The sequence below is a fragment of the Oribacterium sinus genome, from assembly GCF_014202695.1.
GTDB classification, from domain to species: domain Bacteria; phylum Bacillota; class Clostridia; order Lachnospirales; family Lachnospiraceae; genus Oribacterium; species Oribacterium sinus.
The window spans coordinates 93,532-109,514 of the sequence record NZ_JACHHH010000006.1 but is presented as its reverse complement, the minus strand read 5'-3'; the positions used below and the strand labels follow the sequence as shown (position 1 = coordinate 109,514).

The following is a 15,983-nucleotide window of genomic DNA, read 5'->3' as shown; positions in this document are numbered from 1 at the left end:
TACAGAAGGCAAGAATTTTAGCTTTTGCCGAAGAAGCTTGCCGGAAATAAAATGTTGTTTATTGTATACGGCATAGAGGAAGTATAAAAAGAGGAGAGGCTTAGGCCTTTCCTCTTTTCTTATAGGAGAAAAAATGGTAAAATATCTCCATTTGTTGTAGGAATTTATGGGAGGGGCAAATTGAGAAAAGTTATAGTAGCAGTGGTCGGAAGACCGAATGTGGGAAAGTCCACCCTTTTTAATACGATTGCCGGAAAGCAGATTTCCATTGTTCAGGATACTCCGGGAGTAACCAGAGACCGTATTTATGCGGAGGGAAACTGGTTGAATTATTATTTTACCATGGTGGATACCGGAGGTATCGAGCCGATTTCCGATGATGTCTTGTTAAAGCAGATGCGTTCTCAAGCGGAATTGGCTATTGAAACTGCGGATGTGATTATTTTTGTTACCGATGTGAAGTCCGGTGTGGTGGATGCGGATTATGAGGTGGCGGAGATGCTTCGCCGTTCCAAGAAGCCTATTGTTCTTTGTGTAAACAAGGTGGATAGCATCAAAAAGTATGGTAATGATATTTATGAGTTCTACCAGCTGGGACTGGGAGAGCCATTCCCGGTATCCGCCGCCAACCACTTAGGTCTTGGTGATCTTCTGGATGAGGTCGTAAAGCATTTTCCGAAGGAGGGACTGGAAGAGGAAGAGGACGGTACCTTAAAAATTGCGCTTATCGGAAAGCCCAATGTGGGAAAAAGCTCTTTAACCAATAAGCTTTTAGGGGAAAATCGTGTCATTGTATCGGATATAGCCGGCACCACCAGAGATGCTATTGATACGGAAGTGACCTATAACGGTACACCCTATATCTTTATTGATACCGCCGGTCTGAGAAGAAAGGGTAAGGTAACGGAAGATATTGAGCGATATTCTGTGATCCGAACCGTTGCCGCAGTGGACAGGGCTGATATTTGTATAGTTTTGATTGATGCCGTAGAGGGAATTACCGATGGGGATACCCGCATTGCCGGTATTGCCCATGAATCCGGAAAGGGTGTTATTATTGCCGTTAATAAGTGGGATTTGGTGGAGAAGAACGATAAAACCATGCAGGAATTTACAAAGCAACTGAAAGAGAAATTTGCTTACATGGACTATGCGGAGTATCTCTTTATTTCTGCGGAAACCGGACAGAGAATTCATAAGATTTATGAATTGGTGAATATGATTCACGACAATCAGGTAATGCGGATTAAAACCGGTGTTTTAAATGAAATTCTGGCAAGAGCAACAGCCATGAAACAGCCCCCCTCCGATAAGGGAAAGAGATTAAAGCTTTTCTATATTACCCAGGCTTCCGTTGCGCCTCCCACCTTTGTAATCTTTGTTAATGACAGGGAGTTGATGCATTTTTCCTATACCAGATATATTGAAAATCAAATTCGGGAAAATTTCGGCTTTAGAGGAACCCCTATTCGCTTTATTATCCGGGAAAGAGGAGAAGATTAATTGTCATGAGTATAGTTCAACTTTGTGTTTGCTTTATCCTGGGCTATATTTTCGGAAATATACCCAATGGGTATCTCTATGCGAAATCTCAGGGAGTAGATATTTATCATCAGGGCTCAGGCAATCCGGGAAGTACCAATGTTTTACGAACCTTGGGGAAAAGAGCCGGCATCACGGTTCTTTTAATGGATATTGCGAAATGTATGGTTCCTATATTTCTGATGATTTTATTTTGGAAGCCGGCAAATGAAGATCAGAAAACCTTGATTTTAATGCTTACCGGTATTGGAGCCATTCTGGGACATAATTTCCCTATCCTCCCCGGGGTAAAGGGAGGTAAAGGTGTGGCTTGCACCGGTGCTTTGTTGATTGCTTTGGCTCCCTTATATACCCTGGAACTTTTATGCTTTTTTATCCTGATTGTTTTAACAACGAAATATGTCAGCTTAGGCTCTGTTCTTTCCGTTTTTGTCTTCTTTTTATCCGTGCTTCTTATGGGAAAATCAGGAATTCTTTTTCCGTTTTCGGAAGCTATTTATCTGCCGATGTGCGGATTAAGTCTATTTTTGGCCTTACTTTGTTTGTTTCAGCATAGGGAAAATATGAAACGATTAATGAATGGTACGGAAAATAAATTTGGCAAGAATAAATAGAAAAGCGGAAAGAGTAACTTGTAAGATTAAGTTTTTTTCTTGAATAAGGATTTCTCAATATAAAATTTCATTTTCATACAAAGGAGTCTTCATGAAGATTGCTATTCTGGGTATCGGAACCTGGGGTTCCGCCTTAGCCATAACGCTAAGAAAAAACAATCACAGCTTAAGCTTATGGACCTATTCTAAAGAGGAGGAAGCAGAACTGAAAAAAACCCGAGAACCGAAGAATCTTCCGGGTACAAGTTTTGCTGAAGATATCGAAATCACCTCCTCTTTGGAAAGGGCACTAAAGGATAAGGAAATGGTCATTTTTGCGGTGCCTTCTTTGTTTACCCGATCTGTAGGAGAGCAGGTAAAGGACTATATTCAAAAAGATCAAATTCTTCTAACGGTATCCAAGGGGATAGAAGAAAAGACCTTACTGACCATGTCCCAGATATTGGAAGAGATTTTTCCGGAAAATCCTGTGGCGGTTCTTTCGGGCCCTTCCCATGCGGAGGAAGTATCCCGTTTCCTGCCTACCACTATTGTATGTGCTGCAGCAGAAGAAAGCTGTGCGAAAACCATACAAAAAACTTTCCAATCTGACAGCTTTCGCGTTTATATCAATAAGGATGTTCTGGGAGTGGAAATCGGTGCCGCATTAAAGAATGTCATTGCATTAGCGGCCGGAATTGCAGACGGTTTAGGCTACGGAGACAATACCAAGGCTGCACTGATTACCAGAGGTATAGCAGAGATTGCAAGGCTGGGACAGGCTATGGGAGGGCATTTGGAGACCTTTGCCGGGCTTTCCGGAATCGGCGATCTGATTGTAACCTGTGCCTCCAAGCATTCCAGAAATCGTAAGGCAGGCTTCTTGATTGGCGAAGGATTAAGCTATGAAGAAGCTATGAAGGAAGTGGGACAGGTGGTAGAAGGGGTATACGCAGCCAAGGCTGCTCTGGCTTTAGGCGCAAAGTATGGTGTAGACCTGCCCATAGTCCATGAAGTAAACAGGGTATTATTTGAGGGAAAGAACCCGAAGCAGGCTGTAATGGATCTTATGCTTAGGGATAGTCGGGCGGAAAGTCCGGGAGTTAGCTTCCCATAGTATATTATTCATGGTAGGTATTACTTTTAGTTATATCTACCTCTTTTTTTATGTTAAATTGTTATAAAAAGAATTGACAAGAAAAGAACTTCTCCCTATAATACGGAAAGTATTTTACTGATAGTGAAATAAGGGAGGATTAACATGAAAAAACAATTATCTATGGTTTTGGCCGCATTAATGGCAGCATCTTTAGTAGCCTGCGGAGGCGCAAGCGGAGAGAAGAAAGCTACAGAAGCGGAATCTAAGGCAAATGCAGAAAGCTCCGGAGCCGAGAAGAGCGGATTAACTTGGAAAATCGGAGGACAGGGACCTTTAACCGGCGGCGCTGCAGTATATGGTAATGCCGTAGTAAACGGTGCGGAAATTGCTATTGATGAGATTAACGCAAATGGCGGAATCAACGGATACCAGATTGAATACAAGAAGGCTGACGATGAGCATGATCAGGAAAAGGCTATCAATGCATACAACAGCTTAAAGGACTGGGGAATGCAGTTCCTTGTAGGACCGACCACAAGTGCTCCTGCTATCGCAGTAGGAACGGAAGCGGAAGGGGACAATATGTTTCTTCTTTCTCCCTCCGGATCCGCAGTGGAGGTTACCGCTCCTAAGAATGTATTCCGAGTATGCTTTTCCGATCCTGCACAGGGAACAAAGTCTGCAGAGTACATCGGAAGCCATAATTTAGGCAAGAAGATTGGAATTATTTATGATTCTTCTGACGTATATTCTTCCGGAATTCATGATTCCTTTGTTGCAGAAGCGCCTAAGCAGGGATTGGAAGTTGTTGCGGATGAGCAGTTTACCGCTGATTCCAACAAGGACTTCTCCACACAGCTGCAGAAGATGAAGGATTCCGGTGCTGAGCTGGTATTCTTACCCTTCTACTACAGTGAGGCTGCTTTAGTACTTACTCAGGCCAATACCATGGGCTTCAAGCCGACCTTCTTCGGATGTGACGGTATGGACGGTATCTTAAACGTGGAGAACTTTGATGTTTCTCTGGCAGAAGGTCTGATGCTTTTAACTCCCTTTGCTGCCGATGCAAAGGATGATTTAACCGTTAACTTTGTAAAGAACTACAAAGAAAAGTATAAGGAGACTCCGATTCAGTTCGCAGCGGATGCTTATGACGCAGTATATGCTATTAAGGCAGCTGTAGAGAAGGCCGGCTTAACTCCTGATCAGAGTGTTTCCGATTTAGGTACTGCAATGGAGAAGGCTATGACAGAGATTAGCCTGGATGGACTTACCGGTACCGGCATGAAGTGGAATGAGGCCGGAGACGTGGATAAGGAGCCTAAGGCTGTCATTATCAAGGACGGAGCTTACGTATCTGCCGAATAATGATTGTCTTATAAATGGGAGATTACAGGCCATGCCTGAATCTTTAGTTAAGAAGTCGTTATACACCGGAAGTCAAAGGCTTCGCCTGGGCCACCGGTAAGAATTATGGAAAGGGCAATGCTGAGGCTTGCCCTTTCTATTTACATCAAGAGAAAGTGAGAAAAAGATGAGTTTTATTTCCTATCTTTTAAACGGAATCAGTTTGGGCTCGGTGTATGCCATCATTGCCCTAGGTTATACCATGGTTTACGGCATTGCAAAAATGCTGAATTTTGCCCATGGAGATATTTTGATGGTGGGAGGCTATGCCGCTTTTCTCGCTTTTAACCAGATGGGACTTGGTATTCCCTTATCTATTCTTTTTAGTATGGCAATCTGTACCGCTCTTGGCGTTTTAGTGGAAAGGGTAGCTTATAAGCCCCTTCGTTCAGCGAATTCTTTGGCTGTACTGATTACCGCCATCGGTGTGTCTTATCTTTTACAAAATCTTGCTTTATTGCTTTTCGGAGCAAATCCGAAAAGCTTTCAGTCCTTTGTAAAGCTTCCTGCATTAAAGCTGGCGGGAGGACAGCTGGTCATTTCCGGAGAAACTATGGTCACCATTTTGGTGGGAATTTTAGTTGCCGTTGTTTTATTATTGTTCATCCATAAAACCAGGGCAGGACAGGCTATGCTGGCGGTATCCGAGGACAAGGGTGCAGCCACTTTGATGGGAGTAAATGTAAATGGTACCATTGCCCTTACCTTTGCTATTGGTTCCGCTTTAGCCAGTGTGGCCGGAATCCTTCTTTGCTCTGCCTATCCTACCCTTACCCCAACAACAGGAGCCATGCCCGGCATTAAGGCCTTTGTTGCTGCCGTATTGGGAGGAATCGGTTCTATTCCCGGAGCATTTATCGGCGGAATATTACTTGGCGTATTGGAAAATCTGTCCAAGGCCTATATTTCTTCCAAATTGTCGGATGCTATTGTTTTTTCTGTATTAATTATTGTATTACTCATTAAACCAAGCGGAATTTTAGGAAAGAAGATTATGGAGAAGGTGTAAGATGAAGAATGTACAAAAGAACAAAATCAAAGATATTTTTTTGAATTACGGAGTCATTCTTATCCTGTACTTTGTTGTTCAGCTATTCCTAAAATCCGGTTCCGTAAGTTCCCTGATGAAGGGACTTTTGGTTCCTCTGTGTATTTATTCTATTTTGGCCATAAGCCTAAACCTTGTGGTGGGTATTTCCGGAGAATTGTCTCTGGGACATGCGGGCTTTATGTGCGTAGGAGCCTTCTTCTCCGCCAGCTGTTCCATGCTTTTAAAGGGAAGCTCTCTTCCTCCTATGCTTATTTTCTTTATCGCCCTGTGCATTGGTGCTATTTCAGCCGGGTTCTTCGGCTTTTTAATCGGTATTCCGGTTTTAAGACTGAAAGGAGACTATTTAGCCATCGTAACTTTGGCTTTCGGAGAAATTATCAAAAACATTATTAATGCTCTGTATTTTGGGGTGGATAAGAATGGTTGGCATTTTTCCTTAAAGGACGGTACAGCTGTTGCTTTGGGAGAAGGGGGAAAGTGGATCATTAAAGGCGCACAGGGAATTACCGGTACGCCGAAATATAGTAATTTTACTGTAGGGATAATTCTTCTTTTACTTTCTATGCTCTTTATTCAGCATTTTATTCATTCCAGAACGGGAAGAGCGGTTATGGCAATTCGAGATAATCGTATTGCGGCGGAGAGTATTGCGTTACCCGCTTCAAAACTGAAGTTGCTTTGCTTTACGATTTCTGCGGCCATCGCGGGAATTGCCGGAGTACTGTATGCCCATAATTTAAGCTCTTTACAAGCTTTGCCAAAAAACTTTGGATACAATCAGTCTATTATGATTCTGGTATTTGTAGTTTTAGGCGGAATAGGCAATATGCGCGGCTCTATCTTGGCCGCTGTTGTTCTTACTCTGCTTCCTGAACTTCTTCGTTCCTTAAATGACTACAGAATGTTGATTTATGCCGTTGTTTTGATTGTGATGATGCTATTTACTTCCGCCCCCGGCTTTATTGCTTTTCGGGAGAATATTCTTCATCGTTTGTTCCGTAAGGAGGTGAATGCATGAGTCTTTTAGAAGTGAATGCCTTAGGCATTTCCTTTGGAGGTCTGAAGGCGGTAGATCAGTTCCATATCTCTATTGAGAAAAAAGAGTTGTACGGTTTAATCGGACCTAACGGTGCAGGGAAAACCACAGTATTTAACCTGCTTACCGGAGTTTACCAGCCCAACACAGGAGAAATTCTTTTAAATGGGGAAAATATTGTAGGGAGCTCCTGTATTGAGATTAACAAAAAGGGAATTGCCAGAACCTTTCAGAATATCCGATTATTCGATAAGCTGACAGTATTGGACAATGTAAAAGCAGGATTTTTCCAGGAAAATTCCTATTCTTTTATTGAAGGGATTTTTAGACTGCCCCGGTATTTTCAAAAAGAAAAAGAAATGTCGGATAGAGCTCTGGATTTACTTTCTGTTTTTCACCTGGAAGAGCATGCTTTGGACTTAGCGGGAAATCTTCCCTACGGAAAACAAAGAAAGCTGGAAATTGCAAGAGCTTTGGCAACCAATCCTTCCTTACTTTTATTGGATGAGCCTGCAGCGGGAATGAATCCCAATGAAACGGAAGAACTGATGGACACTATAAGACTGGTTCGAGATCGTTTTGATATGACCATTTTATTGATTGAACATGATATGAAGCTGGTATCCGGCATCTGTGATCGCCTTACCGTACTGAACTTCGGGCAAGTCCTTACAGAAGGGAAGACCCAGGAAGTGTTGCATGACGAAAAGGTTATCAAGGCTTATTTAGGAGAGTAATTATGGAACAAATTTTAGAGGTAAAGAATCTTCATGTACATTATGGGATGATCCATGCCATTAAAGGCTTGGATTTCCATGTGAACAAAGGAGAAATCGTAACCTTAATCGGGGCCAACGGCGCCGGAAAGACCAGTACCCTGCAAACGATTACCGGCTTAATTCCCCATTCCCAGGGAGAAATCATTTATAGAGGGGAAAATGTCAGCAAGCTTCCCGGATATAAGCTGGTTTCCAAGGGACTTGCCCATGTTCCGGAGGGGAGAAGAGTTTTTGCCAGTCTTACGGTATATCAAAATCTGATGCTGGGTGCCTACACCAGAAAGGACTCAAAGGAAATTGAAGAAAGTCTGAATATGATCTATCATCATTTTCCCCGTCTTTTGGAAAGAAAAAATCAGGTAGCCGGAACCCTTTCCGGAGGAGAACAGCAGATGCTGGCCATGGGAAGAGCCCTGATGTCCAAGCCGGAGATGATTTTACTGGATGAACCATCCATGGGCCTTTCTCCCATTTACGTAAACGAAATCTTTGATATTATTCAAAAGATTCATGAGTCAGGGGTGACCGTACTCCTGGTAGAGCAAAATGCCAACAAGGCTTTAATGATTGCAGACAGAGCTTATGTATTGGAAACCGGAAACATTCGATTAGAAGGAAAAGCCGGAGACTTACTTTCCGATCCTCAGGTAAGAGCGGCTTATTTATCGGAATAATTATGCCCAGAAAACAATTTATGGCTTATCTTAAGATTTTATTGCTTCTTTTCCTATTTCTGAGCCTTGTCAGCTTTGGCCTGCACAGGCATTGGAAAAATGCTCTAAAAAGCTATGAGGAGAACAGGAATAGCAGAGAAGAAGTTCAAGAGCCCCTTTCCCTGCTTCCCAGTGAAGAGGATGAGGAGGAGCCGGATTCCGACAGCTATCTTCGTTTTCAAAATGAATTTCAGCTATTGAATCAGATAGAAGAGGATGAAAGCTGGCAGAAAAACCTCTCTCTGCGAAGACGATATGAAAAAATCGGAGAACTCTACGATAAAGAAATGCAGCGTCTGGTAAGCTATTACAGCAGAAATATCACCGGAAATGAGCGGGAAAACTTTTTTGCCGAGCAAAGTGTGTTTTTGAGTCAAAGAAGCATGGAGAGTAAAAAAGAGCTAAGCATGGAGAAAACCGGTGTAGAGGAAAATATCGACTACTTAAAAAAATATATTCAGCTGACAAAGGCTAGGTGTTCTGTTTTATTGGAGAAGATTTTTGAAGATCAGGACGGCTAGTCCTTTTCATTAAAAGGAGCAAATTATGATAATTAAAAATATTAATATATCTATCCTTGCTGTGATTTTTATCAGTATTTTAATTTTATTTTTAGCTTTTGTCTCTATGCTTGGCAAAAATATATTCTACGGTGAAGGACAAAGCCTGGAAGAGTCTATGGAATGGCAAAGCGAACATTATGATACTTCCTTTTATAATGGTTTGCAAAAAGAAGAGTTTACTGTTAAAAGCTATGATTCTTATGTGCTCCATGGAGAAATTTTAAAGAACCCGACCCCTTCTTCTAAATATGTTATTATAAGTCATGGTCATTATGATACTCGATATGGAAGTTTAAAGTATGCCTCTATCTATCTTTCCTTAGGCTATAATTGTATTATTTATGATTTACGAGGGCATGGAGCAAATAGAAGGACTTTTTGCAGCTACAGTGTGAGGGAAGGAAAGGATTTGGCGGAAATAGTACATTTTTTTCAGGCAAAACTGGGAAGGAATGCGGAGATTGGCTTGCATGGAGAATCTCTTGGAGCTGCCACAACAATTGCCTCATTGAAAGATGTACAAAATGTTTCCTTCGCTGTAGCTGACTGCGGTTTTTCCGATATTGAAAATGTTTTGGAGGTAATCTGGCGATACAGTCACATTCCAACAGCTATCGGCCCGGTCATGAACCAATATGCCAAGCTTCGTTTCGGTATTCCTATTTCCGCCATGCGCCCCATCGACTCTTTGGCAAAAAATCAGGTGCCTATCCTTTTTATCCATGGAGCAGCTGACCAATACATTTTGCCGGCAAATAGTGAAAGATTGTATGAAGCTACCAAGGGAAAGAGAGATTTGTTGTTGGTACCAAAGGCAGGTCATGCGGAATCGGTTTTTGTAAACAAAAGCCTCTATACAGAAAAGCTGAAAGACTTTTTGTCCTCCCTTGCCTCCTAGCCCTAAGTACTGTATAATTTGGAAGATTGTGTGGAGAAGGTATTGCAGGCCTTCTTGCTTTATGAGTACCTTACTGATTTTGCCGTGCTTAGTAAGGGGATTTCAAAATTTCTATACTGCATAAAGGGAGATTGTATGAAGAAATATGGTGTTAACGAATTAAGAAAAATGTTTTTAGCCTATTTTCAGGAGAAGGAACATTTGGTAATGAAAAGCTTTTCCTTGGTTCCCCATAATGATAATAGCTTATTGTTAATCAACTCAGGAATGGCACCTTTAAAGCCTTATTTTACCGGTCAGGAAATTCCGCCTAAGAGAAGAGTGGCTACCTGTCAGAAGTGTATCCGTACGGGAGATATTGAGAATATCGGAAAGACCGCAAGACACGGTACCTTCTTTGAGATGCTGGGCAATTTCTCCTTCGGAGATTACTTTAAGTCCGAGGCCTTACATTTTGCCTGGGAATTTTTGACAGAGAGAGTAGGTCTTGAGAAGGATCGTCTTTATCCCAGTATTTACTTGGAGGACGAAGAGGCTTTCAAGGTATGGAATGAGGAAATCGGCATTCCTGCGGATCGCATCTACCGCTTTGGCAAGAAAGATAATTTCTGGGAGCACGGTGTTGGACCCTGTGGTCCCTGTTCCGAGATTTACTACGACCGTGGAGAGAAGTACGGTACAGGTCCTGAGGATGTAATGGGAGGAGAGGGCGATCGTTTCTTAGAGGTATGGAACGTGGTATTCTCTCAGTTTAACAATGACGGCAAAGGAAATTACACCGACCTCATTCAGAAGAACATTGATACCGGAATGGGACTGGAGCGTCTTGCGGTAGTTTGCCAGGATGTACCTTCTTTGTTTGATGTGGATACCAACCAGGCCATGATGACAGAGATTGAGCGTCTTTCCGGAAAAAAATATTTGGAAGATAAAACAGCAGATGTTTCCTTCCGTATTATTGCAGACCATGTAAAGAGCTGTACCTTTATGGCTTCCGACGGTATTATGCCTTCCAATGAGGGAAGAGGCTATGTTTTCCGTAGACTTTTAAGAAGAGCGGCAAGACATGGACGTATTCTGGGAATTCCTGCAGGAAGTTTATCCAAGCTTTCCGAAAAGGCTATTGCCTTGTCCTCTGACGGATATCCCGAGCTTTCCGAGAAGAAGGATATGATTCTTCGGGTTATTTCTGAGGAAGAAGATCGTTTCAACAAGACTATTGATAACGGTCTTGCTATTTTACAGGGCTTAAAGGAAGACTTACAGAAAAATGGAGAGAAGCTTCTTTCCGGAGAAGATGCCTTCCGTCTCTATGACACCTACGGTTTCCCTCTGGATTTAACCAAGGAAATTCTGGAAGACAGCGGTATTACCGTAGATGAAGAGGCTTTCCAGCAGGCTATGAAGGTGCAAAGAGAAACCGCAAGGGCGGCAAGAAAAAGCACCAACTATATGGGAAGAGATGACGTTTATCAGAATCTTGAAGCTTCCTTACAGACAGAGTTTGTGGGCTATGAGCAGCTGGAATGTGAAGGAAAGATTACTGCTCTTGTATATCTTGCAGATAACGGAGATGAGGATGAAATTCGTCCTTCCGTGGAAGCAGGAAACCGTGCCGCAGTAATCACCGACCGTAGCCCCTTCTATGGAACCATGGGTGGACAACAGGGAGATCAGGGAAAGATTTGTTCCGGTACATCCGTATTCATAGTGGAAGAGACTATTCACTTACAGGGGGGAAAACTGGCTCACCTGGGAACAGTAGAGCAGGGAGGTTTTTCCGTAGGCGATTCCGTAAGATTAGTCGTAGATGCTAAAAAGCGTGCCCTGACCGCAAGAAACCACACCGCTACCCACCTTTTACAAAAGGCTCTGAAGGAAACTCTGGGCAGTCATGTGGAGCAGGCGGGAGCTTACTATGATGACAAGCGACTTCGTTTTGACTTTACCCACTTTACCGCCTTGACCAAAGAAGAGCTTGAGAAGGTTGAGAATTTGGTTAATGAAGAAATTGCCAGAGCTGACGTGGTGCTTACACGGGAAATGCCCATTGAGGAAGCTAAAAAATCCGGCGCTACCGCATTATTCGGAGAAAAGTACGGTGACACCGTAAGAGTGGTTTCCGTAGGCGATTTCTCTATTGAGCTTTGCGGTGGAACCCATGTAGAGAATTCCTCCTCCATCCAGGCCTTTAAGATTCTTTCCGAGCAGGGTGTTGCTGCCGGAGTCAGAAGAATTGAAGCCATTACCTCCCAGAACCTCTTTGATTACTTCCACCATGAGGAGGAACTGTTAAAGAGTCTTAGCGGAAAATTAAAGGCAGATCCGGAGCACTTATTGGCCAGGGTAGAGAGTTTAGAGAAAGAATTAAAGGAAAGCCGTTCCCAGTGCGAGCAGTTAAAGGCGAAGCTGGCCAATGCGGAAGTGGAAGACTTGGCAGTGGTAGAATACAAGGATTGTTCTCTGATTGCCACCAATATTCCGGGTATGGACAGAAATGCTCTGAGAAATCTGGGAGACAGCTTAAAGGATAAGCATAAGAATGCCTTTATCCTCCTGGCCTCTGTAGAAGACGGAAAGCCGATTCTTATGGCCACAGCCAGTGACGGTGCAGTAAAGCTTGGTGCTCATGCCGGAAATCTGATTAAAGAGATTGCGCCTATCCTTGGGGGTGGGGGAGGCGGTAAGCCTCAGATGGCTCAGGCCGGCGGCAAGGACAGCGCAAAGCTGGAGGAAGCTTTAAAGCAGTCCTTGGAGAGCATGAAGAAACAGCTTGGATAAGAAGAAAGCTATAGTTAAAAAATAGCTATAGTTCTAAAAAAAGCATTGACGAATGAAATATTGGTGCTATAATATACACTAGTTTGTGCCCGAAGGGAGGTTTGGGGTATCGCATGTCAAATGTCATCGTAAAAGAAAACGAGTCTTTGGACAGTGCTTTACGCAGATTCAAAAGAAACTGTGCTAAGGCAGGAATCCAGCAAGAAATTCGTAAGAGAGAGCATTACGAGAAGCCATCAGTAAGACGTAAGAAGAAGTCTGAAGCGGCTAGAAAGCGTAAGTTCAACTAATTTATAGCTTAGATGTTAGCCCTGATTCAGCAATGAATTAGGGCTATTTTCTTTCAAAAAAGGAGTCCCATGGCGGAAAGAGAATTACTATTAGATATTCCTCTGGAACATGAAATGAACATTCTGGGACAGATGGATCAAAATTTAAATAAAATTCAAAAACAGTTTCAAGTCAGTATTATTGACCGGGACGGATTATTGAAAATCATAGGGGAAGAAGACGCTGCAAATAAAGCTAAGGAAGTGCTTCTTTCCCTTTTGAAGTTATCTCAAAAGGGGACTGCCATTAATGAGCAAAATGTAAACTATGCCATTTCCTTGACGGTTAAGGAAGGAAAGGGAGATGCTCTCCTGCATTTGGATGAGGATTTACTGGCAAGAACCGCTTTGGGAAAACCTGTAAAGCCTAAGACTTTAGGGCAAAAGGCCTATGTGGATGCCATACGGAAAAATATGATTACCTTTGGCATCGGTCCTGCGGGAACCGGAAAAACCTATCTGGCCATGGCTATGGCTATTTCCGCCTTTCGTGAAGAGGAGGTTTCCCGAATTATCCTGACAAGACCTGCTATAGAGGCGGGAGAGAAGCTTGGATTTTTACCGGGAGATTTACAGTCCAAGGTGGATCCCTATCTTCGTCCTTTATATGATGCTCTGTACCAGATTATGGGACCGGAACAATATCTGGCCAATGCGGAGAAGGGCCTTATCGAAGTTGCTCCCTTGGCCTATATGCGTGGTAGAACCTTGGATAATGCCTATATTATCCTGGATGAAGCCCAGAATACCACTCCTGCGCAGATGAAGATGTTCTTAACCAGAATAGGCTTCGGCTCCAAGGTGGTGGTTACCGGAGATTTAACCCAGAAGGATTTGGAAGAAGGAAAGAAATCCGGTTTGGAGGATGCTATCCATGTTTTAAAAAATGTGGAGGGAATAGCATTTTCCACCCTTACCAGTGAAGACGTGGTTCGTCACCCCTTAGTGCAAAGAATCGTTAATGCCTACGAAAAGGACGAAGAAAGAAAAAAGAAGGATAAATATGCAAATAGACATTCAGTGGGAAGTGAAGGAACAAACAAGTCTGGATTACGAAAAAATCATTCAGGATATCGTGGAGGAAAGTCTTGATTATGTTTCCTGTCCCTATGATGTTTCCCTCTCCGTAAGCTTTATAGAGTCAGAGGAGATGCGGGAATTAAATCTAAGCCAAAGAGGAATTGATTATGCAACGGATGTTCTGTCTTTTCCTTTATTGTCTTTAGATCCTCCGGGAAGCTTTCCTGAAAGCTTGGAAGAGGAATGGGGGAATTTTGATCCGGAAACCGGAGAGCTGATGCTGGGAGATATTGTCCTAAACTGGGACAAGGTAAAGGAACAGGCGGAGAGCTACGGCCATTCTTTGGAGCGAGAGCTTGCCTTTTTAGTTGCACATTCCCTATTACACCTTTTCTCCTATGATCACATGGAGGAAGAGGAACGTAAAGAGATGGAGCAGAAGCAGGAAGAGATATTAGAGAATAGAGGATATTACCGATGAGAGAAGGCAGAAGACAAGTCTCCACAAAAAGAAGATCAAGCGGAAATAATTTTGTTCTGCAGGGATCTCTTCTTGCAGTTGCCGGAATTCTGGTTCGCCTTATCGGCATGGTTTACCGAATTCCACTTTCCGCAATTATTTCCGATGAGGGAAATGGTTATTATACCTCAGCCTTTTCTATTTATACCCTACTCCTGATTTTATCCAGTTATTCCATGCCCATTGCCATTTCCAAGCTGATTTCTCAGAATTTGGCGGCGAAACGTTTTAAAAATACGGAAAGAGTTTTAAGGGTTTCTTTTGTTTATGCTTCCATTATGGGAGCAGTTATGGCTTTTGTGCTCTTCTTCGGGGCGGATGCCATAGCCGGAGCCTTGAAAAAGCCCTTTGCTTCTTATGCCCTTAGGGCCTTGGCTCCAACCGTTTGGATTATGGCCTATCTCGGACTTTTGCGCGGGTACTTTCAGGGCATGGGAAATATGATTCCTACAGCTATTTCTCAAATCCTGGAACAGATTGCCAATGCCGTTTTTTCCGTTTTAATGGCATACCTTCTTTTCGCTAAGGGAAAAGAAGCCAATTTGCTATACAATAACACGGAGTATTCCTATGCATTCGGTGCTATGGGAGGAGCTATCGGAACCGGTGTGGGAGCTTTTATTGCCCTGCTGTTCTTTTTGATGCTTTATTCCTATCAAAGACCAAGACTTAGAAAGAGAGCCAAGAAGGATAGCAGTATGGTGGAAAGCTACGAGCGCTCCGCCTTATTGTTGTTTTCAACTATGGTTCCTATCCTGATTTCCAGTACGGTATACAATATTTCCTCCGTTTTAGATGATTATTTTTATTCCAGCATTATGACTAAGCTTCAGATTCCCACCAAGCGGATTGTAATGGAGTGGGGAATTTTCGGGGAATATCATATTCTCTTTAATATTCCCGTGGCCTTGGCCAATGCCTTATCCTCCTCTTTGATTCCCAGTCTTACTGCGGCAGTTGCTTCCCATGATCGGAAAAAGACCCTTGGACAAATCCAGACCAGTATTCGCTTCAGTATGCTGATTGCCGTGCCCTGTACGGTGGGGATGTGTATTTTGGCGGAGCCTCTATGCAGAATGCTTTTCCCCGGAAAAAATGTAATGCTTTTGATTAATGTGACCAGAATCGGAGCCTTAGCGGTCTTGTTCTATTCTCTGTCCACCATCAGTAATGCCATTTTACAGGGATTGGGACATCTGAATCTGCCTCTTAAGCATTCCGTCATTTCTTTGGTATTTCATTTGGCCAGTTTGTTACTTCTCTTATATGGAAAAACAGGCATCTACGGAGTAGTTGTTTCCAATATCCTTTTTGCCATCATGATGTGCATCTTAAATCAGGCCGCTATAAAACGCCATACCAGATGCGTAATAGACTGGGGAAAAACCATAGGATATCCTATTTTAGCTTCTCTCATTATGGGAATTTTTGCATTTGGCTGCTATTTCTTGATTCATTTCCTTCTTCCGGAGAAGCTTGGGAAGGGAAGAATCGGTTCCGCCCTGTCTTTACTTCCGGCGATTTTCGTTGCGGTGGTTCTCTACTTTGGAAGTCTTCTGAAGATGAATGCCTTTTCCAAAGAAGACCTGGATGAAATGCCTATGGGGGGACGTTTAAAGAGATTTATCAAGGATTAAAATCGAAAACTATAA

At 42.9% G+C, this 15,983-nt stretch carries 15 protein-coding genes; all 15 read left to right on the top strand.

The genetic code is table 11. From position 1 onward, the window contains the following. Nucleotides 1–180 precede the first annotated feature (180 nt). Nucleotides 181–1,503 carry a ribosome biogenesis GTPase Der gene (der, locus tag HNQ46_RS06925; protein WP_007156078.1) on the top strand — a complete coding sequence of 441 codons (1,323 nt, stop codon included), beginning with the start codon at nt 181–183 and terminating at the stop codon, nt 1,501–1,503. Between the two features lie 5 nt (nt 1,504–1,508). After that, on the top strand, nt 1,509–2,156 hold the full coding sequence (gene plsY / locus HNQ46_RS06920) for a glycerol-3-phosphate 1-O-acyltransferase PlsY (RefSeq protein ID WP_183684041.1): 648 nt from the start codon (nt 1,509–1,511) through the stop codon (nt 2,154–2,156). 91 nt (nt 2,157–2,247) lie between these two features. Continuing rightward, nucleotides 2,248–3,252, top strand: a complete 1,005-nt coding sequence (locus HNQ46_RS06915; protein ID WP_183684040.1) for an NAD(P)H-dependent glycerol-3-phosphate dehydrogenase — start codon at nt 2,248–2,250, stop codon at nt 3,250–3,252. A gap of 144 nt (nt 3,253–3,396) precedes the next feature. Continuing rightward, nucleotides 3,397–4,602: an ABC transporter substrate-binding protein gene (locus HNQ46_RS06910; protein WP_183684039.1), complete on the top strand. Its 1,206-nt coding sequence runs from the start codon at nt 3,397–3,399 to the stop codon at nt 4,600–4,602. Between the two features lie 166 nt (nt 4,603–4,768). Next, entirely contained in the window at nt 4,769–5,650 is an 882-nt protein-coding gene (locus tag HNQ46_RS06905) for a branched-chain amino acid ABC transporter permease (protein ID WP_183684038.1), read from the top strand. Nucleotide 5,651: 1 nt separating this feature from the next. Beyond that, nucleotides 5,652–6,710, top strand: coding sequence for a branched-chain amino acid ABC transporter permease (locus HNQ46_RS06900; protein WP_183684037.1), 1,059 nt, complete (start codon nt 5,652–5,654; stop codon nt 6,708–6,710). Beyond that, nucleotides 6,707–7,465 (top strand): ABC transporter ATP-binding protein, encoded by a 759-nt coding sequence (locus HNQ46_RS06895; RefSeq protein ID WP_183684036.1) that lies wholly within the window; start codon nt 6,707–6,709, stop codon nt 7,463–7,465. The genes HNQ46_RS06900 and HNQ46_RS06895 overlap by 4 nt, the downstream gene beginning before the upstream one ends. A 2-nt stretch (nt 7,466–7,467) precedes the next feature. After that, on the top strand, nt 7,468–8,181 hold the full coding sequence (locus HNQ46_RS06890; RefSeq protein WP_183684035.1) for an ABC transporter ATP-binding protein: 714 nt from the start codon (nt 7,468–7,470) through the stop codon (nt 8,179–8,181). A 2-nt stretch (nt 8,182–8,183) separates the two neighbouring features. After that, nucleotides 8,184–8,741, top strand: a complete 558-nt coding sequence (locus HNQ46_RS06885) for a hypothetical protein (protein WP_183684034.1) — start codon at nt 8,184–8,186, stop codon at nt 8,739–8,741. A gap of 25 nt (nt 8,742–8,766) precedes the next feature. Then, on the top strand, nt 8,767–9,681 hold the full coding sequence (locus HNQ46_RS06880; RefSeq protein WP_183684033.1) for an alpha/beta hydrolase: 915 nt from the start codon (nt 8,767–8,769) through the stop codon (nt 9,679–9,681). A 135-nt stretch (nt 9,682–9,816) separates the two neighbouring features. After that, a complete protein-coding gene (gene alaS, locus HNQ46_RS06875; protein WP_183684032.1) occupies nt 9,817–12,462 on the top strand; it encodes an alanine--tRNA ligase in 2,646 nt (881 codons plus the stop codon). 113 nt (nt 12,463–12,575) lie between these two features. Continuing rightward, nucleotides 12,576–12,752 (top strand): 30S ribosomal protein S21, encoded by a 177-nt coding sequence (gene rpsU, locus HNQ46_RS06870; RefSeq protein ID WP_005539624.1) that lies wholly within the window; start codon nt 12,576–12,578, stop codon nt 12,750–12,752. Between the two features lie 69 nt (nt 12,753–12,821). After that, entirely contained in the window at nt 12,822–13,883 is a 1,062-nt protein-coding gene (locus HNQ46_RS06865; RefSeq protein ID WP_007156090.1) for a PhoH family protein, read from the top strand. After that, nucleotides 13,795–14,292 carry an rRNA maturation RNase YbeY gene (gene ybeY, locus HNQ46_RS06860; protein WP_183684031.1) on the top strand — a complete coding sequence of 166 codons (498 nt, stop codon included), beginning with the start codon at nt 13,795–13,797 and terminating at the stop codon, nt 14,290–14,292. The genes HNQ46_RS06865 and ybeY overlap by 89 nt, the downstream gene beginning before the upstream one ends. After that, nucleotides 14,289–15,968 carry a putative polysaccharide biosynthesis protein gene (locus HNQ46_RS06855; protein ID WP_183684030.1) on the top strand — a complete coding sequence of 560 codons (1,680 nt, stop codon included), beginning with the start codon at nt 14,289–14,291 and terminating at the stop codon, nt 15,966–15,968. Before ybeY ends, HNQ46_RS06855 begins: the two co-directional genes overlap by 4 nt. The last annotated feature ends 15 nt before the right edge of the window (nt 15,969–15,983 follow it).

Excerpts from the sequence above, each read along its gene's own strand:
- HNQ46_RS06905 (WP_183684038.1), top strand. The coding sequence starts at position 4,769 with ATGAGTTTTATTTCCTATCTTTTAAACGGAATCAGTTTGGGCTCGGTG.
- HNQ46_RS06880 (WP_183684033.1), top strand. The coding sequence starts at position 8,767 with ATGATAATTAAAAATATTAATATATCTATCCTTGCTGTGATTTTTATC.
- ybeY (WP_183684031.1), top strand. The coding sequence starts at position 13,795 with ATGCAAATAGACATTCAGTGGGAAGTGAAGGAACAAACAAGTCTGGAT.
- HNQ46_RS06915 (WP_183684040.1), top strand. The coding sequence starts at position 2,248 with ATGAAGATTGCTATTCTGGGTATCGGAACCTGGGGTTCCGCCTTAGCC.
- rpsU (WP_005539624.1), top strand. The coding sequence starts at position 12,576 with ATGTCAAATGTCATCGTAAAAGAAAACGAGTCTTTGGACAGTGCTTTA.
- HNQ46_RS06885 (WP_183684034.1), top strand. The coding sequence starts at position 8,184 with ATGCCCAGAAAACAATTTATGGCTTATCTTAAGATTTTATTGCTTCTT.
- HNQ46_RS06890 (WP_183684035.1), top strand. The coding sequence starts at position 7,468 with ATGGAACAAATTTTAGAGGTAAAGAATCTTCATGTACATTATGGGATG.
- HNQ46_RS06910 (WP_183684039.1), top strand. The coding sequence starts at position 3,397 with ATGAAAAAACAATTATCTATGGTTTTGGCCGCATTAATGGCAGCATCT.
- plsY (WP_183684041.1), top strand. The coding sequence starts at position 1,509 with ATGAGTATAGTTCAACTTTGTGTTTGCTTTATCCTGGGCTATATTTTC.
- HNQ46_RS06895 (WP_183684036.1), top strand. The coding sequence starts at position 6,707 with ATGAGTCTTTTAGAAGTGAATGCCTTAGGCATTTCCTTTGGAGGTCTG.
- HNQ46_RS06855 (WP_183684030.1), top strand. The coding sequence starts at position 14,289 with ATGAGAGAAGGCAGAAGACAAGTCTCCACAAAAAGAAGATCAAGCGGA.
- HNQ46_RS06900 (WP_183684037.1), top strand. The coding sequence starts at position 5,652 with ATGAAGAATGTACAAAAGAACAAAATCAAAGATATTTTTTTGAATTAC.
- HNQ46_RS06865 (WP_007156090.1), top strand. The coding sequence starts at position 12,822 with ATGGCGGAAAGAGAATTACTATTAGATATTCCTCTGGAACATGAAATG.
- alaS (WP_183684032.1), top strand. The coding sequence starts at position 9,817 with ATGAAGAAATATGGTGTTAACGAATTAAGAAAAATGTTTTTAGCCTAT.